The 14,762-nt window shown below is 74.6% G+C and carries 17 protein-coding genes; 2 read left to right on the top strand and 15 right to left on the bottom strand.

The window, feature by feature from the left end; all coding sequences use genetic code 11:
- Positions 1-75 precede the first annotated feature (75 nt).
- Positions 76-636: a M23 family metallopeptidase gene (locus ABIB53_RS01880; protein WP_354586907.1), complete on the top strand. Its 561-nt coding sequence runs from the start codon at positions 76-78 to the stop codon at positions 634-636.
- Between the two features lie 32 nt (positions 637-668).
- Here ABIB53_RS01880 and ABIB53_RS01885 read toward each other — a convergent pair whose 3' ends face one another.
- The 12 genes from ABIB53_RS01885 to rimM all read right to left on the bottom strand — a co-directional run bounded on the left by ABIB53_RS01885 (position 669) and on the right by rimM (position 11,497).
- A complete protein-coding gene (locus ABIB53_RS01885) occupies positions 669-1,598 on the bottom strand; it encodes a tyrosine recombinase XerC (protein ID WP_123093262.1) in 930 nt (309 codons plus the stop codon).
- A gap of 35 nt (positions 1,599-1,633) precedes the next feature.
- Positions 1,634-2,788: a phosphotransferase gene (locus ABIB53_RS01890; RefSeq protein ID WP_354586908.1), complete on the bottom strand. Its 1,155-nt coding sequence runs from the start codon at positions 2,786-2,788 to the stop codon at positions 1,634-1,636.
- Between the two features lie 104 nt (positions 2,789-2,892).
- Positions 2,893-4,095 carry a DNA-processing protein DprA gene (gene dprA / locus ABIB53_RS01895; protein ID WP_354586909.1) on the bottom strand — a complete coding sequence of 401 codons (1,203 nt, stop codon included), beginning with the start codon at positions 4,093-4,095 and terminating at the stop codon, positions 2,893-2,895.
- Positions 4,092-5,630: a YifB family Mg chelatase-like AAA ATPase gene (locus tag ABIB53_RS01900; RefSeq protein ID WP_354586910.1), complete on the bottom strand. Its 1,539-nt coding sequence runs from the start codon at positions 5,628-5,630 to the stop codon at positions 4,092-4,094. The genes dprA and ABIB53_RS01900 overlap by 4 nt, the downstream gene beginning before the upstream one ends.
- Positions 5,627-5,998, bottom strand: coding sequence for a YraN family protein (locus tag ABIB53_RS01905; protein ID WP_354586911.1), 372 nt, complete (start codon positions 5,996-5,998; stop codon positions 5,627-5,629). The genes ABIB53_RS01900 and ABIB53_RS01905 overlap by 4 nt, the downstream gene beginning before the upstream one ends.
- A gap of 381 nt (positions 5,999-6,379) precedes the next feature.
- Positions 6,380-6,694, bottom strand: a complete 315-nt coding sequence (locus tag ABIB53_RS01910) for a DUF2469 domain-containing protein (protein ID WP_068274666.1) — start codon at positions 6,692-6,694, stop codon at positions 6,380-6,382.
- The gene (gene rnhB / locus ABIB53_RS01915) at positions 6,691-7,449 is read right to left on the bottom strand and encodes a ribonuclease HII (protein ID WP_354586913.1); all 759 of its coding nucleotides are present in this window, start codon (positions 7,447-7,449) and stop codon (positions 6,691-6,693) included. The genes ABIB53_RS01910 and rnhB overlap by 4 nt, the downstream gene beginning before the upstream one ends.
- Positions 7,450-7,453: 4 nt before the next feature.
- Complete coding sequence (gene lepB / locus ABIB53_RS01920) at positions 7,454-8,251, bottom strand: signal peptidase I (protein ID WP_354586914.1); 798 nt, start codon at positions 8,249-8,251, stop codon at positions 7,454-7,456.
- Positions 8,252-8,377: 126 nt separating this feature from the next.
- Positions 8,378-9,040: a signal peptidase I gene (lepB, locus tag ABIB53_RS01925; RefSeq protein ID WP_354586915.1), complete on the bottom strand. Its 663-nt coding sequence runs from the start codon at positions 9,038-9,040 to the stop codon at positions 8,378-8,380.
- Positions 9,041-9,083: 43 nt separating this feature from the next.
- Positions 9,084-9,440 (bottom strand): 50S ribosomal protein L19, encoded by a 357-nt coding sequence (gene rplS, locus ABIB53_RS01930; RefSeq protein ID WP_123093266.1) that lies wholly within the window; start codon positions 9,438-9,440, stop codon positions 9,084-9,086.
- Between the two features lie 297 nt (positions 9,441-9,737).
- On the bottom strand, positions 9,738-10,949 hold the full coding sequence (gene trmD / locus ABIB53_RS01935; RefSeq protein ID WP_354586917.1) for a tRNA (guanosine(37)-N1)-methyltransferase TrmD: 1,212 nt from the start codon (positions 10,947-10,949) through the stop codon (positions 9,738-9,740).
- The gene (rimM, locus tag ABIB53_RS01940) at positions 10,949-11,497 is read right to left on the bottom strand and encodes a ribosome maturation factor RimM (RefSeq protein WP_354586918.1); all 549 of its coding nucleotides are present in this window, start codon (positions 11,495-11,497) and stop codon (positions 10,949-10,951) included. The genes trmD and rimM overlap by 1 nt, the downstream gene beginning before the upstream one ends.
- A 148-nt stretch (positions 11,498-11,645) precedes the next feature.
- Between rimM and ABIB53_RS01945 the strand changes: the two genes are divergently transcribed.
- On the top strand, positions 11,646-13,163 hold the full coding sequence (locus ABIB53_RS01945; RefSeq protein WP_354586919.1) for an FG-GAP-like repeat-containing protein: 1,518 nt from the start codon (positions 11,646-11,648) through the stop codon (positions 13,161-13,163).
- A gap of 70 nt (positions 13,164-13,233) precedes the next feature.
- On the opposite strand, the gene ABIB53_RS01950 is transcribed toward ABIB53_RS01945, so the two are convergent.
- The 3 genes from ABIB53_RS01950 to ABIB53_RS01960 all read right to left on the bottom strand — a co-directional run bounded on the left by ABIB53_RS01950 (position 13,234) and on the right by ABIB53_RS01960 (position 14,756).
- Positions 13,234-13,476, bottom strand: a complete 243-nt coding sequence (locus ABIB53_RS01950) for an RNA-binding protein (RefSeq protein WP_068274642.1) — start codon at positions 13,474-13,476, stop codon at positions 13,234-13,236.
- 2 nt (positions 13,477-13,478) lie between these two features.
- Complete coding sequence (gene rpsP / locus ABIB53_RS01955) at positions 13,479-13,946, bottom strand: 30S ribosomal protein S16 (protein ID WP_068274639.1); 468 nt, start codon at positions 13,944-13,946, stop codon at positions 13,479-13,481.
- A 144-nt stretch (positions 13,947-14,090) separates the two neighbouring features.
- Positions 14,091-14,756, bottom strand: a complete 666-nt coding sequence (locus tag ABIB53_RS01960; protein WP_229299207.1) for an FMN-binding negative transcriptional regulator — start codon at positions 14,754-14,756, stop codon at positions 14,091-14,093.
- Positions 14,757-14,762 lie beyond the last annotated feature (6 nt).

Consider the following 14,762-nt stretch of genomic DNA (forward strand, 5'->3'; position numbering starts at 1 on the left):
ACGGGGCGCGGGGCTGTCGTCCACACCCGCCCCTGCTGGGTGCCGTCGCCGACCTGCGGGCGGGACGGTGGCCCCATGGTCTCCGCCGCCGTGCCCGCTGCCGCTCTCGCCGTCGTCGCCCTCGCGGGTGCCGCCGCCGTCACCTCTCCCCCGACGGCCACCCCGCCGCGTGCGGTCGAGAGCACGCCGGGCAGCGAGGTCGAGACGAGCGCGAAGGGGGCCCGCTGGGCCTGGCCGCTGCGCCCGCGGCCCGAGGTCGTCGCCCCCTTCGAGGCCCCGACGTCTCGGTGGGGGCCGGGTCACCGCGGCATCGACCTCGCCGGGTCCACCGGGGAGCCCGTCCGGGCGACGGCCGACGGCGTGGTCACCCACCGCGGCCGGGTGGCGGGGCGCGGCACGGTCACCGTGACCCACGCCGACGGGGTGCGCAGCACCTACGAGCCGGTGGCCCCGGCGGTGGAGACGGGCGATCGCGTCGGCCGCGGTCAGCGACTGGGCACGCTGAGCCCCGAGCCCGGTCACTGCGCCCCGTCGACCTGCCTGCACGTCGGCGCCCTGCGAGGGCGTGACTACCTCGACCCGCGCCCCTTCTTCGGCGGGGTGCGGGTGATCCTCCTACCGGTGCCGAGGGGCTGAGGCCGGTCGCCTCGCTCTCGGCGCCGTGACCCTCAGGCCCGGGGGTGTGCCTGGTCGTAGGAGCGCCGCAGCCGCTCGGCCGAGACGTGCGTGTAGATCTGGGTCGTCGCGAGCGAGGCGTGGCCGAGCAGCTCCTGGACCATCCTCAGGTCGGCGCCGCCGTCGAGGAGGTGGGTGGCCGCGCTGTGGCGCAGCCCGTGGGGGCCGAGGTCGGGGGCGTCGGGGACGTGCCGCAGCAGGTCGTGGACGACGGTGCGCACCTGACGCGGGTCGACCCTGCGGCCCCGACGGCCGAGGAAGAGCGCGGGCCCCGAGGTGGGCACCGCCAGGCGGGGTCGGCCGTCGCGCAGCCACTCCTCGAGGGCGCGGGCGGCCGGCGCGCCGTAGGGCACGACCCGCTCCTTGCGCCCCTTGCCGAGCACGCGCACGACCTGTCGGTCGGCGTCGAGGTCGTCGACGTCGAGCCCGACGAGCTCGCCGACCCGGATCCCCGTCGCGTAGAGCAGCTCGAGGACGGCGCGGTTGCGCCGGTGCACGGGGTCGTCGTCGTCGGCGGCGACCTCGGCGACGTCGAGGAGCTCGCCGGCGCTCGTCGCGGTGAGCAGGTCGGGCAGGGTGCGCTCACGGCGCGGGCTCGCCAGGCGCAGGGCCGGGTCGGTGTCGACGAGACCGGTTCGTCGCGCCCATCCGAAGAAGGTGCGCACCGCCGCCGCGCGCCGGGCCAGGGTGCTGCGGGCGACCCCCTGCTGCGACATCTCGCCGAGCCACGAGCGCAGGTCCGCGAGCGTGATCTCGCGCAGGGAGCCGGTGCCGCCGTGCTCGGCGCACCAGGCCAGGCAGGCCCCGACGTCGCCGCGATAGGCGCGCACCGTGTGCTCGGAACGGTCGCGCTCCGCGGCGAGATGCCCGACGAAGTCGTCGAGATGACGCTGCGCCCAGGCCGGTGCCGTCGGTGTGCTCACTCCCCCACGGTCGCACCTCGCACCCGCCGTCGTGCTCAGGCGGCGAGCGCCTCGGCGAGTCGCAGGGCCCCTCGCCGCACCTGGAGCTCGTACGCCTCGGCGCGTGGGTGGCCGTGGAGCCGTCTGCGTCGGGCCGGGTAAGCCGCGAGCAGCCGCGCGTGGCTGAGGGCGAGCTCCTCGCCCGCGGTGCACGTCGCACCGTGCCGGTGCCGACCGAAGACCTCGAGGAGGTCGGCGAGCGCCCGCGGCCCGTCGTGGGCGAAGAGGTGCAGCTTGGCCGCGTCGCTCATCACCGGCGCGAAGCCGGCGTTCTCCCAGTCGACGAGCACATGCTCGTCACCGGAGCTCAGGACGTTGGAGGACACCGTGTCGCCATGGGTCCACGAGCAGCGCACGCGCACGTCCCGCTCGACGAGATCGGCCACCCGGGCCGCGACGGCGTCCGGGACGAGGCCGAGAGCCCTCACGACGGCCCACTGGCCCGCCGTCACCGCGCCCGGCGCCCGGCTGAGCGGCAGGGCACTCGTGCCGTACCCCGCGTGCACCTGCGTGAGGGCGTCGCACAACGGACCTACGGCCTCCCCCAGCCGTCGGGGAGACATGAGCGGCCGACCAGTCACCCAGCCCTCGACGAAGTAGCGCCCGGACCCGGCTGGGAGGTCACCCATCGCCAGGAGCGGCGGGATGAGGTAGGGCGCGTACCGGCCGACGACGGCGTGCGAGGTCGCGACTCGCAGAGCGGTGCTCGCCCGGCCCGGGACGTCCGGCACGACACCGACCACCCGCGCGTCGTCGACGTAGGCCGAGCGCAGCTTCAGCCCCGCGCGTGGGTCGTCGTGCTTGGCGAGCACGACGGCGTCGGCCGCGACCGCGGCTCGTGACCTGCGGAGGTCATGACCGGCCACCTCCGATCCCCACGAGAGCCGCCATGGAGTGGGCAGCATGTGGGTTGCTCCCGCGGGCAGGCGCGGGCATGCGACGAAGCGCTCGCCCCGAAGGAAGTCGCGATGCGTCCCCCCGTCCGGCACGGCGGGCTCGTCGAGCTCGAGACGGGCGACGAGCAGGAGCGCGGAGTCGACCCGGTCGCGGTGCTCGATGGCGGGCGGCGCACCCTGGCCGGGGCGCAGCCGTGCCACGGACGCGGCCGCCGCCCGGGCGCGCCCGTAGACCTGCCGTGCCGTTCGGCCCATGACGCCCCCTCCGTCTCGAGCGTCCATCCCATCGGAGCGGGATGAGAGGTCGATGAGGACGCGGACCGGCCGGGGGCGGAGGGGGACGCCCCCGGACGGCGGCCCTACCGGTGCGGCGACCCCGCCGGGTGCCGCCGCACCCACCCCGACTCGCCCTGCGCGGCGAAGCCCTCGAGCTGCAGCGCGGCGAGCTGGGTGATCACCTCGGTGACGGGCAGCGCGAGCTCGGTCGCGATGTGCCCGACGCTGGACTCGCGTCGTGGCGCGAGCACGTCGTAGACCTGGCGCTGGTGCTGGGTCAGCACGTCGGCGTCCCGCGCCGGACCGAGCGCGCCGACGTCCTCGCGCGCCAGCACGTCGGGGTCCCCGATCGGCGCCGCGAGCCGCAGCACGTCCTCGGCGTCGGTGACGAGGTGGGCCTCGCCCCGCGAGATCCGCTCGTGGCACCCGGCGGAGGACATCGAGGTCACCGGGCCCGGTACGGCACCGACCGGGCGACCCAGCGCCTCGGCCCAGCCGGCGGTGTTGAGCGAGCCCGATCTCGGGCCGGCCTCTACGACGACGACGCAGCGCGACAGCGCGGCGATGAGCCGGTTGCGGGTGAGGAAGCGGTGCCGGCGGGCGACCCGCCCGACGGGCTGCTCCGTGACGACGACGCCCGTCTGCGCGATCTCGTCGACGAGGCGGCGGTGCGCCTGGGGGTAGACCTGGTCCGGCCCGCACGCGAGGACGGCGACCCCCGGCCCGCCGACTGCCAGCGCGCCGAGGTGCGCGGCGGCGTCGATCCCGAAGGCTGCGCCCGACACGACGCCCCACCCCCGGGACGACAGCCCGGCGCCGAGGTCGCGCGCGACCGCCTCGCCGTAGCCGGTGCTCGCCCTCGACCCCACGACCCCCACCGCACGCGCGGCGACGTGACGGAGGTGGTCGGTCCCGCGCAGGTACAGCACATGAGGCTCGACCCGCTCGTCGGCGAGGCCGTCGGGCCACTCGTCGTCACCGGGCACGACGACCCGCGCGCCCACGCGCTCGACCCGCGAGAGCTCGGCGTCGACGTCGGTCTGGAGCACCCGTGCCCTGGCGCCGTCCGCACCGCGTAGCTCGCCGGCGACCAGTCGGTGCCACGCCCCGACGTGGCCGTGCTCCCGGATCGAGCGGCAGAGCGCGGGCGGGTCGTGCGACGCCCGCTCCTGCCCGATCTCGAGCACGGCGGCCCAGGCGAGCCGGGCCCGCCGCTCGTCGGTGCCCACCATGTCGTGGGCGACCCGCTGCTCGCCCGGGCCAGGTGCACGCAGCGGGGCGCTCATGCCGCCACCGCGCCCTGGGTGCGGTACATGAGCGCCAGGCCGACGTCGGACGAGGTCGGCACCTCACGCCCGAAGAGGTCGGCGCTCGTCCACGCCAGGCGCAGCACCCGGTCGTAGCCGCGGCCGGTGATCTGCCCGAGCTCGAGCGCGCGGTCGAGGGTCGCGGTGACCCCGCGCGGCAGCCGCCACGGTGCCCGTCGCAGGACCGGGCCGGGCACCTGCGAGTTGAGCGTCCATCCGTGCCGCTGCCAGCGAGCCCGCTGCGCGTCACGGGCGACCTGCACCCGCGCAGCGATCTCGGCGCTCGTGTCGGGCGGCACCTCGCTGAGGTCGGCCAGGCTCACCTTCGGCACCTGCACCTGGATGTCGACGCGGTCCATGAGCGGACCGCTGAGCCGGGCGGCGTACGCCCGACGCTCCGTCGGGCGGCAGCGGCAGGCGAGCGCCTTGCCGTAGCCCTCGCCGCACGGGCAGGGGTTGGCCGCGAGGACGAGCTGGACGCGCGCCGGGTAGGTGACCCGCTCGCGCGCCCGGGCGACGACGACCTGGCCCGACTCCAGCGGCTGACGCAGGGCCTGGAGGACCGAGCCGGCGAACTCCGCCGCCTCATCGAGGAAGAGCACGCCGTGGTGGGCCTGCGAGACCGCGCCGGGCAGCACCGCGCCCGAGCCGCCGCCGACGAGGGCCGCGGTGGAGGCCGAGTGGTGCGGGGCGACGAAGGGGGGCGACAGGTCGAGACGGCCCGGCAGCACCGCCCCGACGAGCGAGCGCACCGCCAGGGTCTCGAGGGCCTGGGCCGACGTGAGCGGCGGGAGGATCGTCACGAGGCGCTCGGCGAGCATCGTCTTGCCCGATCCGGGCGGCCCCGTGAGCATGAGGTGGTGCCCTCCGGCAGCTGCGAGGGTCAGCGCGGCGCGGGCCTCGTGCTGCCCGCTGACGTCGGCGAGGTCCAGCGTGCGGCCCGGCGCCCTCGCTGCCTGCGAGACCGGCTCGTCCGCCTCGGGGAGCCAGGACCCACCGCGCAGCGCCCGGTACGCACCGACGAGATCGCCCAGGCGCTGCGCCGTCGAGATGCGCACCCCGTCGACGAGCCGTGCCTCGACGACGTCCTCGGGCGCCACGACGACGTGGCGGCAGCCGGCCTCGCGCGCCGCGAGGACCGCGGGCAGGACCCCCGTGACGTGGCGCAGCCGGCCGTCGAGACCGAGCTCGGCGACGTGCACGACCGGCCGGACCGCGTCGGCGGGCATGGCCTCGGCCGCCGCCAGTGCGGCCACCGCGATGGCGAGGTCGAAGCCGGTGCCGTGCTTGGGGATCGCGGCCGGCGAGAGGTTGACGGTGAGCTGGCGCGCGTTGAGCGAGCAGCCCGCCGACAGCGCGGCCGCCCGGACCCGCTGCGGGGCCTGGCGCAGCGCCGTGTCCGGCAGACCGCCGAGCTCGAAGCACGGCAGCCCGTGGCCGATGTGGCACTCGACGTCGACGACATGGCCGGCGATGCCGCGCAGGGCGACGGCCCGGGTCACGGCGATGCTCATGCGCCGGCCCCTCGCACGTGGGTCACGGCGTACGTGCCGTCCGGGTGGCGCAGCAGCGCGACGACGTCGAGCCGCACCCGCCGCGTCGGCACCTCGTGGGCCTCGAGCCAGCACCCGGCGAGCCGGCGCAGGCGGGCGAGCTTCGCGCGGGTGATCGCCTCGACCGGCTGCCCGAAGCGCGTGCTGCGCCGCGTCTTGACCTCGCACACGACGAGCTCGTCGCCGTCGCGCAGCACGAGGTCGACCTCACCGGCGGGGCACCGCCAGTTGCGGTCGACCACCTCCATGCCCCGCGCGACGAGGTAGCGCTCGGCCACCCGCTCGCCCTCGGCCCCCACCTGCCGTCGATCCGTCGGGATCTCGGTCATCTCGACCACCTCCGCCGCCAGTCAACGGCGGCGCTCCCCCGTCACGAAGGGGTGGGCGCTCCCCTGTGGACGACGACCGCGGCGACGAGCAGCCTGTGGACGACGAGTCCGGGCTCCCCCTTCGGACGGCTAGGTCCGGGCTCACCCCCCTTCGGACGGCAGGGTCCCCGGTGCGGTCCGGGACACCCGCCCGCGACCGGGACATCTGCCCGCGCCCGGGAAACCGGTGGAAGACCGGGTCATGACCAGGTCAGGCAGGGGTGTCCCGGTCTCGCCGAGGTTTCCCGGCCGGCCCTCACCACACGGCGCCGACCGACCTCCCCGACCGACCTCCCCGACCGAGGCCCCGGCGGCCCTCCGGCGCCGAAGGACCCGGACCTCTCAGAAGCCGGTCTTCGGCACCTCGAGGTCGCTCTTGGCGAGCTCCTCGACGTTGACGTCCTTGAAGGTGACGACACGGACGTGCTTGGCGAAGCGGGCGGGACGGTAGATGTCCCACACCCACGCGTCCTCCATCGTCACCTCGAAGTACACCTCGGCACCCTCGCCGCGGACGTCGACCTGCACGGAGTTCGCGAGGTAGAAGCGGCGGTCGGTCTCGACGACGTGGCTGAAGAGGTGCACGACGTCGCGGTACTCGCGGTAGAGCGCGAGCTCCATCTCGGTCTCGTACTTCTCGAGGTCCTCGGCGCTCATGAGCTCACCTGCTCAGGGTCGGGTGCGGGCACCTGGTCATCATGCCCGACGCCCGGCAGGCTCCAGGAGCGGCGGTGCAGCACGCACGGGCCGTGCGCGGCGAGGGCGTCCATGTGCGCGCTCGCCGAGTAGCCCTTGTTCTCGGCCCACCCGTACTGCGGGTGCTCCTGCGCCAGCGCCACCATCTGCGTGTCGCGCTCGACCTTGGCGAGCACGCTCGCCGCCGCGACGGACGAGCACGCGAGGTCGGCCTTGATCATCGTCGTCACCGGCGGCGTCGCGGGTCCCTCGGACAGCTCGGCGAAGAGCCCGACCTCCTCGGGGGCGGTGAGCCAGTCGTGGTTGCCGTCGAGGATGACGAGGTCGGGCACGACGTCGAGGGCGGCGAGGGCCCGGCACCCGGCGAGCCGCAGCGCCGCCATGATGCCGATCTCGTCGATCTCGGCGGCGCTCGCGTGGCCCACCGCGCTCGCGACCGCCCACCGCTGCAGCCGCGGCACGATCTGCTCGCGGGCGGCAGCCGTCATGAGCTTGGAGTCGCGCACCCCCTGGGGGGCGGAGCCCACGGTCTCGTCGACGACGACCACCCCGACGCTCACCGGCCCGGCGAGCGCGCCCCGGCCGACCTCGTCCATGCCCGCGAGCACGCGGAAGCCCTGCCGCTGCAGGTCGCGCTCGACGCGCAGGCTGGGCTTGGTCGAGGTGGGGCGGCCCCCCTTCGTGCGGCGGGCGGGCAGCCGGGCGGGAGCGCTCACGCGATCACCGCGCGGCGACGACCTGGCCGCCGGGGCCGGCCGCGGCGCGGGTCCGCGGCACGTCGGCGAAGACCTCGGAGTGGTTCGACAGGCTCGACGCGCGGTCGAGCGGCCACACGGTGAAGCGCGCACGCCCGACGACGAGGTCGATGGGCACGGCGCCGTCGCGACCCGTGCCGCTCGGGTCGTGGAAGCGCGAGTCCGAGCTGTCGTCGCGGTTGTCACCCATGACCCACACCTTGCCCTCGGGCACGGTGATGTCGAAGTCGACGCTGCTCGGGCTCGACCCGGGCTTGAGATAGCTCGCCTCGTCGATCGTCGCGCCGTTGACCATGAGCTTGCCGTCGCTGCCACAGCACTGGACGCGGTCGCCGGGCAGCCCGACGACGCGCTTGATGAGGTGCCCCTCGGAGGTGTCGGGGAGCAGCCCGACGAAGGTCATCGTGTCGCGCACCGCGTTGAGCGCGGCCCCGTGGTTGACGGGAGGCGTCTCGTTGAGCCAGTCGCCCGGGTCGCCGAAGACGACGACGTCACCGCGCTGGAGGTCGAAGGGGCCCGGCGTGAGCTTCGAGACGACGACCCGGTCCCCGACGAGGAGGGTGTCCTCCATCGACTCGCTGGGGATGTAGAAGGCCTGGAGCAGGAAGGTCTTGACGACGAAAGACAGGGTGAGGGCCATCGCGAGGACGATGACCAGCTCGCGCACGGCGCCGCCGATGCGGGCGCCGACACCGGGTCGTCGCTCGCCCTCCGGCGTCTCGTCCTTCGCCTCGGCGCGTGCCGAGTCGGCGTCAGTACCCACGTGGTCTCCTTGCTCGTCCGGCCGGCGGCAGGACGCCTGGCACGGCCAGTATCACCGACGGCGCGCCGGGCCCGCACATCGCGAGCCGTCCGGTGCACCGTCGTCGGGGTCGGGCATCGGCGCAGGTCACGGGGACCCGAGCGCCGACAGCGGCCAGTACCGCCACACGACGGTGCCGACGACGTCGTCGGTGCGGATCATCCCGCCGCCGGGCTTGCCGAGCAGCGACCGCGAGTCCGCCGAGCGGGCGCGGTTGTCGCCGAGGACGAAGATCCGGCCCTGCGGGACCTCGACGTCGAAGGGGTCGGTGCACGACCGCTCGCCCGCCGGCAGGTAGGGCTCGGCGACCGGCTCGCCGTCGCGGACGAGCCCGCCCTCGGGCGTGCACGACAGGCGCTGCCCGCCGACCGCGCCCACCCGCTTGAGGTAGTCCTGCTCGCCGAGGTCGATCCCGAAGGTCGACGCGACGGAGGCCAGGGTGCGTCCGATCAGACCGTCGGAGACGAAGGCCGAGCGGTCCGCCGGCGCGAGCCTGCCGGTGCCGTCGAGGACGACGAGGTCTCCCGGCTCGAGCTCTCCGTGGATCTTGCTCACGACCACGCGGTCGCCGACCTGGATCGTCGGCTCCATCGAGGCGGTCGGCACGAAGTAGGACTGCGCGACGATCCCGCGCACGAGGAAGACGAGCAGGACGGCCAGCCCGAGCTGGAGGAGCAGGCGGCGCCCACGACGCGGGACGACCCCCTCCCGCTGGGCGGTGGGGGTCGTCTCGTCGGTCTCGTGGCTCATCGAGGCCTCAGCGTAGGCGCTGCACCTGGCAGCGGCCCGGCGATCAGCTGGCCGGGGTGTCGCGACGCTCGCGGATACGGGCCGCCTTGCCGCGCAGACCGCGCAGGTAGTACAGCTTCGCGCGGCGCACGTCGCCGCGGGTCGCGACCTCGATCTTGTCGATGTTCGGGGAGTGCAGCGGGAAGGTGCGCTCCACGCCGACGCCGAAGGAGATCTTGCGGGCGGTGAAGGTCTCGCCGACGCCGCCGCCGTGGCGACGGATGACGACGCCCTGGAAGACCTGGATACGGGAGCGGTTGCCCTCGATGACCTTGACGTGCACCTTGACGGTGTCACCGGCGCGGAAGTCGGGGATGTCGGCCTTGATGGAGGCCTGGTCGATCGCGTCGAAACGCTGCATGATGCTCTGCTTCCCGCGAGCGCCACAGGCCGCCCGCACATGATGTGTCTGGAGATGGTGCGGCGCCCGTCCGCCGCGTGCCGACCTGGTGGCCGCACTCCCCCTGTGGCAGGGGCAGAGCACTCGGGCGCAGTGGTCCATGGTGCCAGAGCACCCGCGCAGAGCTGAAATCGGCGCGGTCAGCGCGAAGGGGTGCCCGCCCCTCGCCCGGCCCCTCCCCTTCGCCGAGGTATGGAGATCTGCGCCCCCGATCGCCCATCCGAGGACCGTCTGCCATACCTCGGCGAAAGGGGGCGGTCAGGGCGAAGGGGCGGCCGCCCGCCTCTTCGTGAGGTCGGTCGTCCCCGGCCCCTCGCCGGGGCCGACGGGGCGATACCCGGCCTTCTTGTACATCCGCATGAGGTGGGGCACCTCGGTCGCGGTGTTGAGCCAGTAGGTCGTGACGTCCGGCGGCGCGAGCGACTCTGCGTGGGCGAGCAGCTGGCGCCCGATCCCACGGCCCTGGAGGTCGGGGACGACCATGAGCCGTCCGATCTGCCACACCGCCGGGTCGGTGGGGTCGCGGCGCACGCGCACGGACGCGACGAGGCGCCCCTCGCTGCGGAAGACGTGGGTGTCCCAGTGCGCGAGCCCGTCGCGCACGTCCTGCGCGCTCTCGGCCGGCGCGCCCCACCAGTGCTGCGGCACGGCGACCATCTGCGCCCAGCAGGCCCGCTGGACGACCGCGATCTCCGGGGCGTCGGCCGGCGTCGCGACGGAGGCGTCGAGATCGGCGAGCGCGCCGGCCGTCGCCGCGGCGGCGAGCAGGTCGGGCCGGCGGGCGGCGGTGCGCTCGAGGCGCTGCTCGTGGCGCCACGCCGCGATCCGGGCGTGGTCGCCCGACAGCAGGACGTCGGGCACGGCCCGGGTCACCCCGTCGCCGTCCTGCCACACCGAGGGCTTGGTGTAGATCGGGTACTCGAGCAGACCCCCTTCGTGGCTCTCCTCGAGGAGCGACTCGGCGTTGCCGACGACGCCCGGCAGCAGCCGCACGACGGCCTCGGTCATCGCGAGGACGGCGACCTCGCCGCCGTTGAGGACGTAGTCGCCGAGGGAGAGGACACGCACCTCCATGCGCTGCGCCGCCCACTCGTAGACGCGCTCGTCGATGCCCTCGTAGCGCCCGCACGCGAAGGCGAGCCACGGGGCTTGCGCGAGCTCGCGCGCCGTCGCCTGGTCGAAGGGCTGGCCGCCCGGGCCGGGGACGACGAGGACCGGGGCCGGGCCGCTCGCGTCGTCGGCCGTGCCGAGGACGTGGTCGAGCGCCTCGCTCCAGGGCTGGGGCTTCATCACCATGCCCGCTCCCCCGCCGTACGGGGTGTCGTCGACGGTGCGGTGGCGGTCGTGGGTGAAGTCGCGCAGGTCGTGCACCCGCAGGTCGACGAGACCGTCGCGGCGCGCCTTGCCGATGAGCGAGAGGTCGAGCGGCGCGAGGTAGTCGGGGAAGATCGAGACGACGTCGAGCCTCATCAGCCCTCCCGGCCCAGCTCGAGCAGCCCGGGGGGCGCGTCGAGCACGACGAGGCCGGCCTCGGGGTCGACGGTCGGCACGATCTCCTCGACGAAGGGGACGAGCGTGCGCCCGCCGTCGGCGAGGTCGACGACGAGACGGTCCTGCGCGGTGCCGAGCTCGAGCGCGGCGACCGTGCCGAGGACGACGCCCGCGGTGTCGCGGACCTCGAGCCCGACGAGCTCTTCCTCGTACCAGCCCTCGTCGTCCTCGTCGTCGGCGGGCGCGAGGACGGCGTCGTCGTCGAGGACGAGGCGGGTGCCGCGCAGGGACTCCGCGCCGGTGCGGTCGGGGATGCCCTCGAAGCCGATGAGCCAGATCCCGCGGTGCACACGGGTCGTCGCGATCGTCAGCTGACGGGGCACGCCGGAGCCCGGCTGCGCCCGCGTCGTGAGGACCGCGCCGGGCACGAGTCGCACCTCGGGCTCGTCGGTGTGCAGCTGCACGGTCACCTCGCCGCGCAGCGCGTGCGGCTTGCCGATACGGGCGACGACGTGACCGGTGCTCATGCGCCCCACGGTACTTCGCCCGCGGCGGCTCGCCGGACGCCACCGAATCGTGACCTGCCCGGGGCAGACCTGCCCGGCCGCGGTACGCCATCCTCGTCCCGGGCGGCCCCCCTTCGCCCCCTCCTGTCCCCCCGCCGAGGAGACCCCCATGCGCGCCATGCGCCGACGCCCCCTGCGTCCCGCACTCGCCCTCGTGCTCGCCGCGCTCGTCGCGCTGACCCTCGCGCCCGCGTCCGGCGCGAGCGCCCGCACGCCGGTGAGCCCGCAGCCCCAGACGACGACCCGCTCCGTGCTGCCGAGCTGCACCGGGTACACCTCGCAGACGGTGCCGCCCAAGACGATCCGGGTCTACCGCACGAAGCTCGGCCGCGTCGACGTCGTCGACTTCAAGCGCTACGTCAAGGACGTCCTGCCGCGCGAGTGGATCCCCTCGTGGGACTCGCGCTCGCTCGAGGCCGGCGCCATGGCGGCCAAGACCTTCGCGTGGCACCAGGTGCTGCACCGCAAGAGCACGACCTACGTCCACCAGGGCACGTGCTACGACGTCAAGGACACCGTCGCCGACCAGCTCTACGTCCCCGGCTCGGCGCACCCCCGCACCGACGCCGCGGTCGACGCCACGTGGTCCCAGTACATGCACCGCGGGGGCGAGATCTTCCTCTCGCAGTTCTGCGCGAACATGAACTGCTACGACGTCTCGAGCCGCGACACGTGCGGCAAGGCCGCGAACGGCGTGCGGATGTCGCAGTGGGGCAGCCAGGACTGCGCCCGGCGTCTCGGGCGCGAGCACCGCTCGATCCTCACGACGTACTACGGCACCCTCACCTTCGGCAGCGCGAAGAAGCCCCAGCCGATGAGCGCGCAGAGCATCTCCGGCTCCGGCGACTTCACCGGCGACGGGCGGCCCGACGTCCTGGGCTACACCCCGTCGCGCAACGGCGGCGCCATCACGATCTACCGCGGCAGCTCGGCCGGGACGCTCGTCAACCCGAGCACCTTCGGCTCCGGCTGGTCCGCCTACAACGGCCTGCTGCGGCTCGACGCCGACGGCGACGGCCGCCAGGACGTCCTCGCCCGGGTCGCCGCCACCGGCGAGCTGCACCTGCACCGCGGGACCGGCAAGGGCACCCTGCCGCCCGTGCTCGTCGCCGGCTCCGAGGACTGGAACACCTACGCCCAGCTCGTCTCGCCCGGCGACCTCACCGGCGACGGGCGTCCCGACGTCCTGGCCATCACCCCCGGCGGCCAGCTCTTCCACTTCACGGTGACCCCCTCGGGCACGAGCGCGGTCCTCACCGGCAAGACCCGTCTGGCCCTGGGCTGGAACCGCTTCTCCCGCGTCATCGGTCCCGGCGACCTCACCCGCGACGGGCGCGCCGACCTGCTCACCGTCGACAAGACCTCGGGCCTGCTGCGCCTCTACGCGACGAACCCCGACGGCACCGTGAGCTACCGCTCGCGGGTCGGGACGGGCTGGCACACGCACCTCGACGTCACCGCGCTCGGCGACCTCACCCGTGACGGGGTGCCCGACATCGCGGCGGTGAGCAGCCGCTGGCCCTACGACCTGCTCGTCTACCGGGGCCGGGCGAGCGTCGCGTCGCCCTACCCCTTCGCGCCGGTCGCACGCCCCCGCGGCTTCCACCAGTTCACCGGGCTCTTCTGAGCCCGTCCCGCCCGGGGACGACGAAGGGGGCCCGCACCGGTGGTGCGGGCCCCCTTCGTGACGCTCGGGCTCAGCCCTCGCGGTCGGTGTCGACGATGTCGATCCGGACGCTCTCGCCACCCGAGAGCGCACCGAGCACGGTGCGCAGGGCGGTGGCGGTGCGGCCGGAGCGGCCGATGACGCGACCGAGGTCGTCCGGGTGGACCCGGACCTCGAGGACGGTGCCGCGACGCAGGTCCTTCTGGCGCACGACGACCTCGTCCTTGTGGTCGACGATCCCGGTGACCAGGTGCTCCAGCGCCTCGTCGAGCACGGTCAGTCCTGCTTGGTCTCGGCGTCGGCCTCGGCCGGGGCCTCGGCAGCGGTCTCCGCGGCGGCAGCCTCCTCGGCGGCCTTGGCGGAGGCAGCCTCGTCAGCGGCCTTCTTGTCCGCCTTCTTCTTGGCGGTGACGGCCTTGTGCTGCTCCTCCTCCGAGCCGGACGCGGCGAGGGCAGCCTCGTACAGGTCCTTCTTGGGGGTCTTGGCGTCCTTGACCTTGAGGTTGCCGCTCTCGACGACCTCGAGCAGGCGCGCGACGGCCTCGGTCGGCTGCGCACCGTTGGCCACCCAGTAGGCAGCGCGCTCCATGTCGATGTCGATGAGCGAGGGCTCCTCGGTGGGGTGGTACTTGCCGATCTCCTCGATGGCCCGGCCATCGCGCTTGGTGCGCGAGTCCATGACGACGACGCGGTAGAACGGCGCGCGGATCTTGCCCATGCGCTTCAGACGGATCTTGACGGCCACGTGAGTGGTCTCCTGTCATGCTTGAGGGCGCGGCGAGACCGCACGAGATGAGTCGGTGCGGGGAGCCGGCGCCCAGGGTAGACATCCGCCGGCGGCTGCCGGCGGAAGGTGTACTGGACCCAGTCTGCCAGAGCGCGGCCCGCGTCACGAATCGTCGCGAGGCGCCGCAGCGCGCTGCGGTGGGTCGGACATCGCCGCCAGGAGGTCCTCGACGGCCCGTCCGCCGCCCTCCCCCGCGATGCCGTCGTGCACGCCGAGACGGTCCGCGTCGGAGCGCGCGGCCGAGACCTTGAAGCGGCCGACGAGGCGGGTGAGCGGGATCTCGACGCCGACGACGTCGCTCAGGCGCGCGTCGAGGTAGTCGGCCGGGGCCATGCCCATGCGCCACGGCCGCTCCCGGCCGGACTCCATGGCCGTGGTGAGCCGGGCGAGGACACCGCGCACCCAGCGAGGGTCGTCGTGGACGACGAGCTCGCCCCACCCGTGGACGACGAGGTAGTTCCACGTCGGGACGACGCGGTGGTCCACGGCCTTGCTCGGGTACCAGGTCGGCGAGACGTAGTGCTCGGCCGGGCCGAAGGTCGCCATGACCGGCCCCTCCTGCCGACCGGGACGCCACAGCGGGTTGGCCCGGGCGACGTGCCCGACGAGACGGCGACCGTCGGCGTCGTCGAGGAGCAGGAGCGGCACGAGGTCGACGTCGGGGGTCGTGCCGTCGTGCGTCACGAGCGCGGCGAGCGGGTGACGGGCGACGAAGGGGGCGAGCACCGCGAGATCGGTGACCTCGTCGTGAGGGGGCAGGTAGGGCACCGCTCG

Origin of the sequence: Janibacter sp. UYMM211 (genome assembly GCF_040547045.1) — a bacterium.
Classification (GTDB): domain Bacteria; phylum Actinomycetota; class Actinomycetes; order Actinomycetales; family Dermatophilaceae; genus Marihabitans; species Marihabitans melonis.

What these genes read in the sequence shown, in the direction of transcription:
- ABIB53_RS01880 (WP_354586907.1), top strand. Translation starts at nt 76, where the DNA reads ATGGTCTCCGCCGCCGTGCCCGCTGCCGCTCTCGCCGTCGTCGCCCTC.
- ABIB53_RS01890 (WP_354586908.1), bottom strand. Translation starts at nt 2,788, where the DNA reads ATGGGCCGAACGGCACGGCAGGTCTACGGGCGCGCCCGGGCGGCGGCC.
- dprA (WP_354586909.1), bottom strand. Translation starts at nt 4,095, where the DNA reads ATGAGCGCCCCGCTGCGTGCACCTGGCCCGGGCGAGCAGCGGGTCGCC.
- ABIB53_RS01900 (WP_354586910.1), bottom strand. Translation starts at nt 5,630, where the DNA reads ATGAGCATCGCCGTGACCCGGGCCGTCGCCCTGCGCGGCATCGCCGGC.
- ABIB53_RS01905 (WP_354586911.1), bottom strand. Translation starts at nt 5,998, where the DNA reads ATGACCGAGATCCCGACGGATCGACGGCAGGTGGGGGCCGAGGGCGAG.
- ABIB53_RS01910 (WP_068274666.1), bottom strand. Translation starts at nt 6,694, where the DNA reads ATGAGCGCCGAGGACCTCGAGAAGTACGAGACCGAGATGGAGCTCGCG.
- lepB (WP_354586915.1), bottom strand. Translation starts at nt 9,040, where the DNA reads ATGAGCCACGAGACCGACGAGACGACCCCCACCGCCCAGCGGGAGGGG.
- rplS (WP_123093266.1), bottom strand. Translation starts at nt 9,440, where the DNA reads ATGCAGCGTTTCGACGCGATCGACCAGGCCTCCATCAAGGCCGACATC.
- trmD (WP_354586917.1), bottom strand. Translation starts at nt 10,949, where the DNA reads ATGAGGCTCGACGTCGTCTCGATCTTCCCCGACTACCTCGCGCCGCTC.
- rimM (WP_354586918.1), bottom strand. Translation starts at nt 11,497, where the DNA reads ATGAGCACCGGTCACGTCGTCGCCCGTATCGGCAAGCCGCACGCGCTG.
- ABIB53_RS01945 (WP_354586919.1), top strand. Translation starts at nt 11,646, where the DNA reads ATGCGCGCCATGCGCCGACGCCCCCTGCGTCCCGCACTCGCCCTCGTG.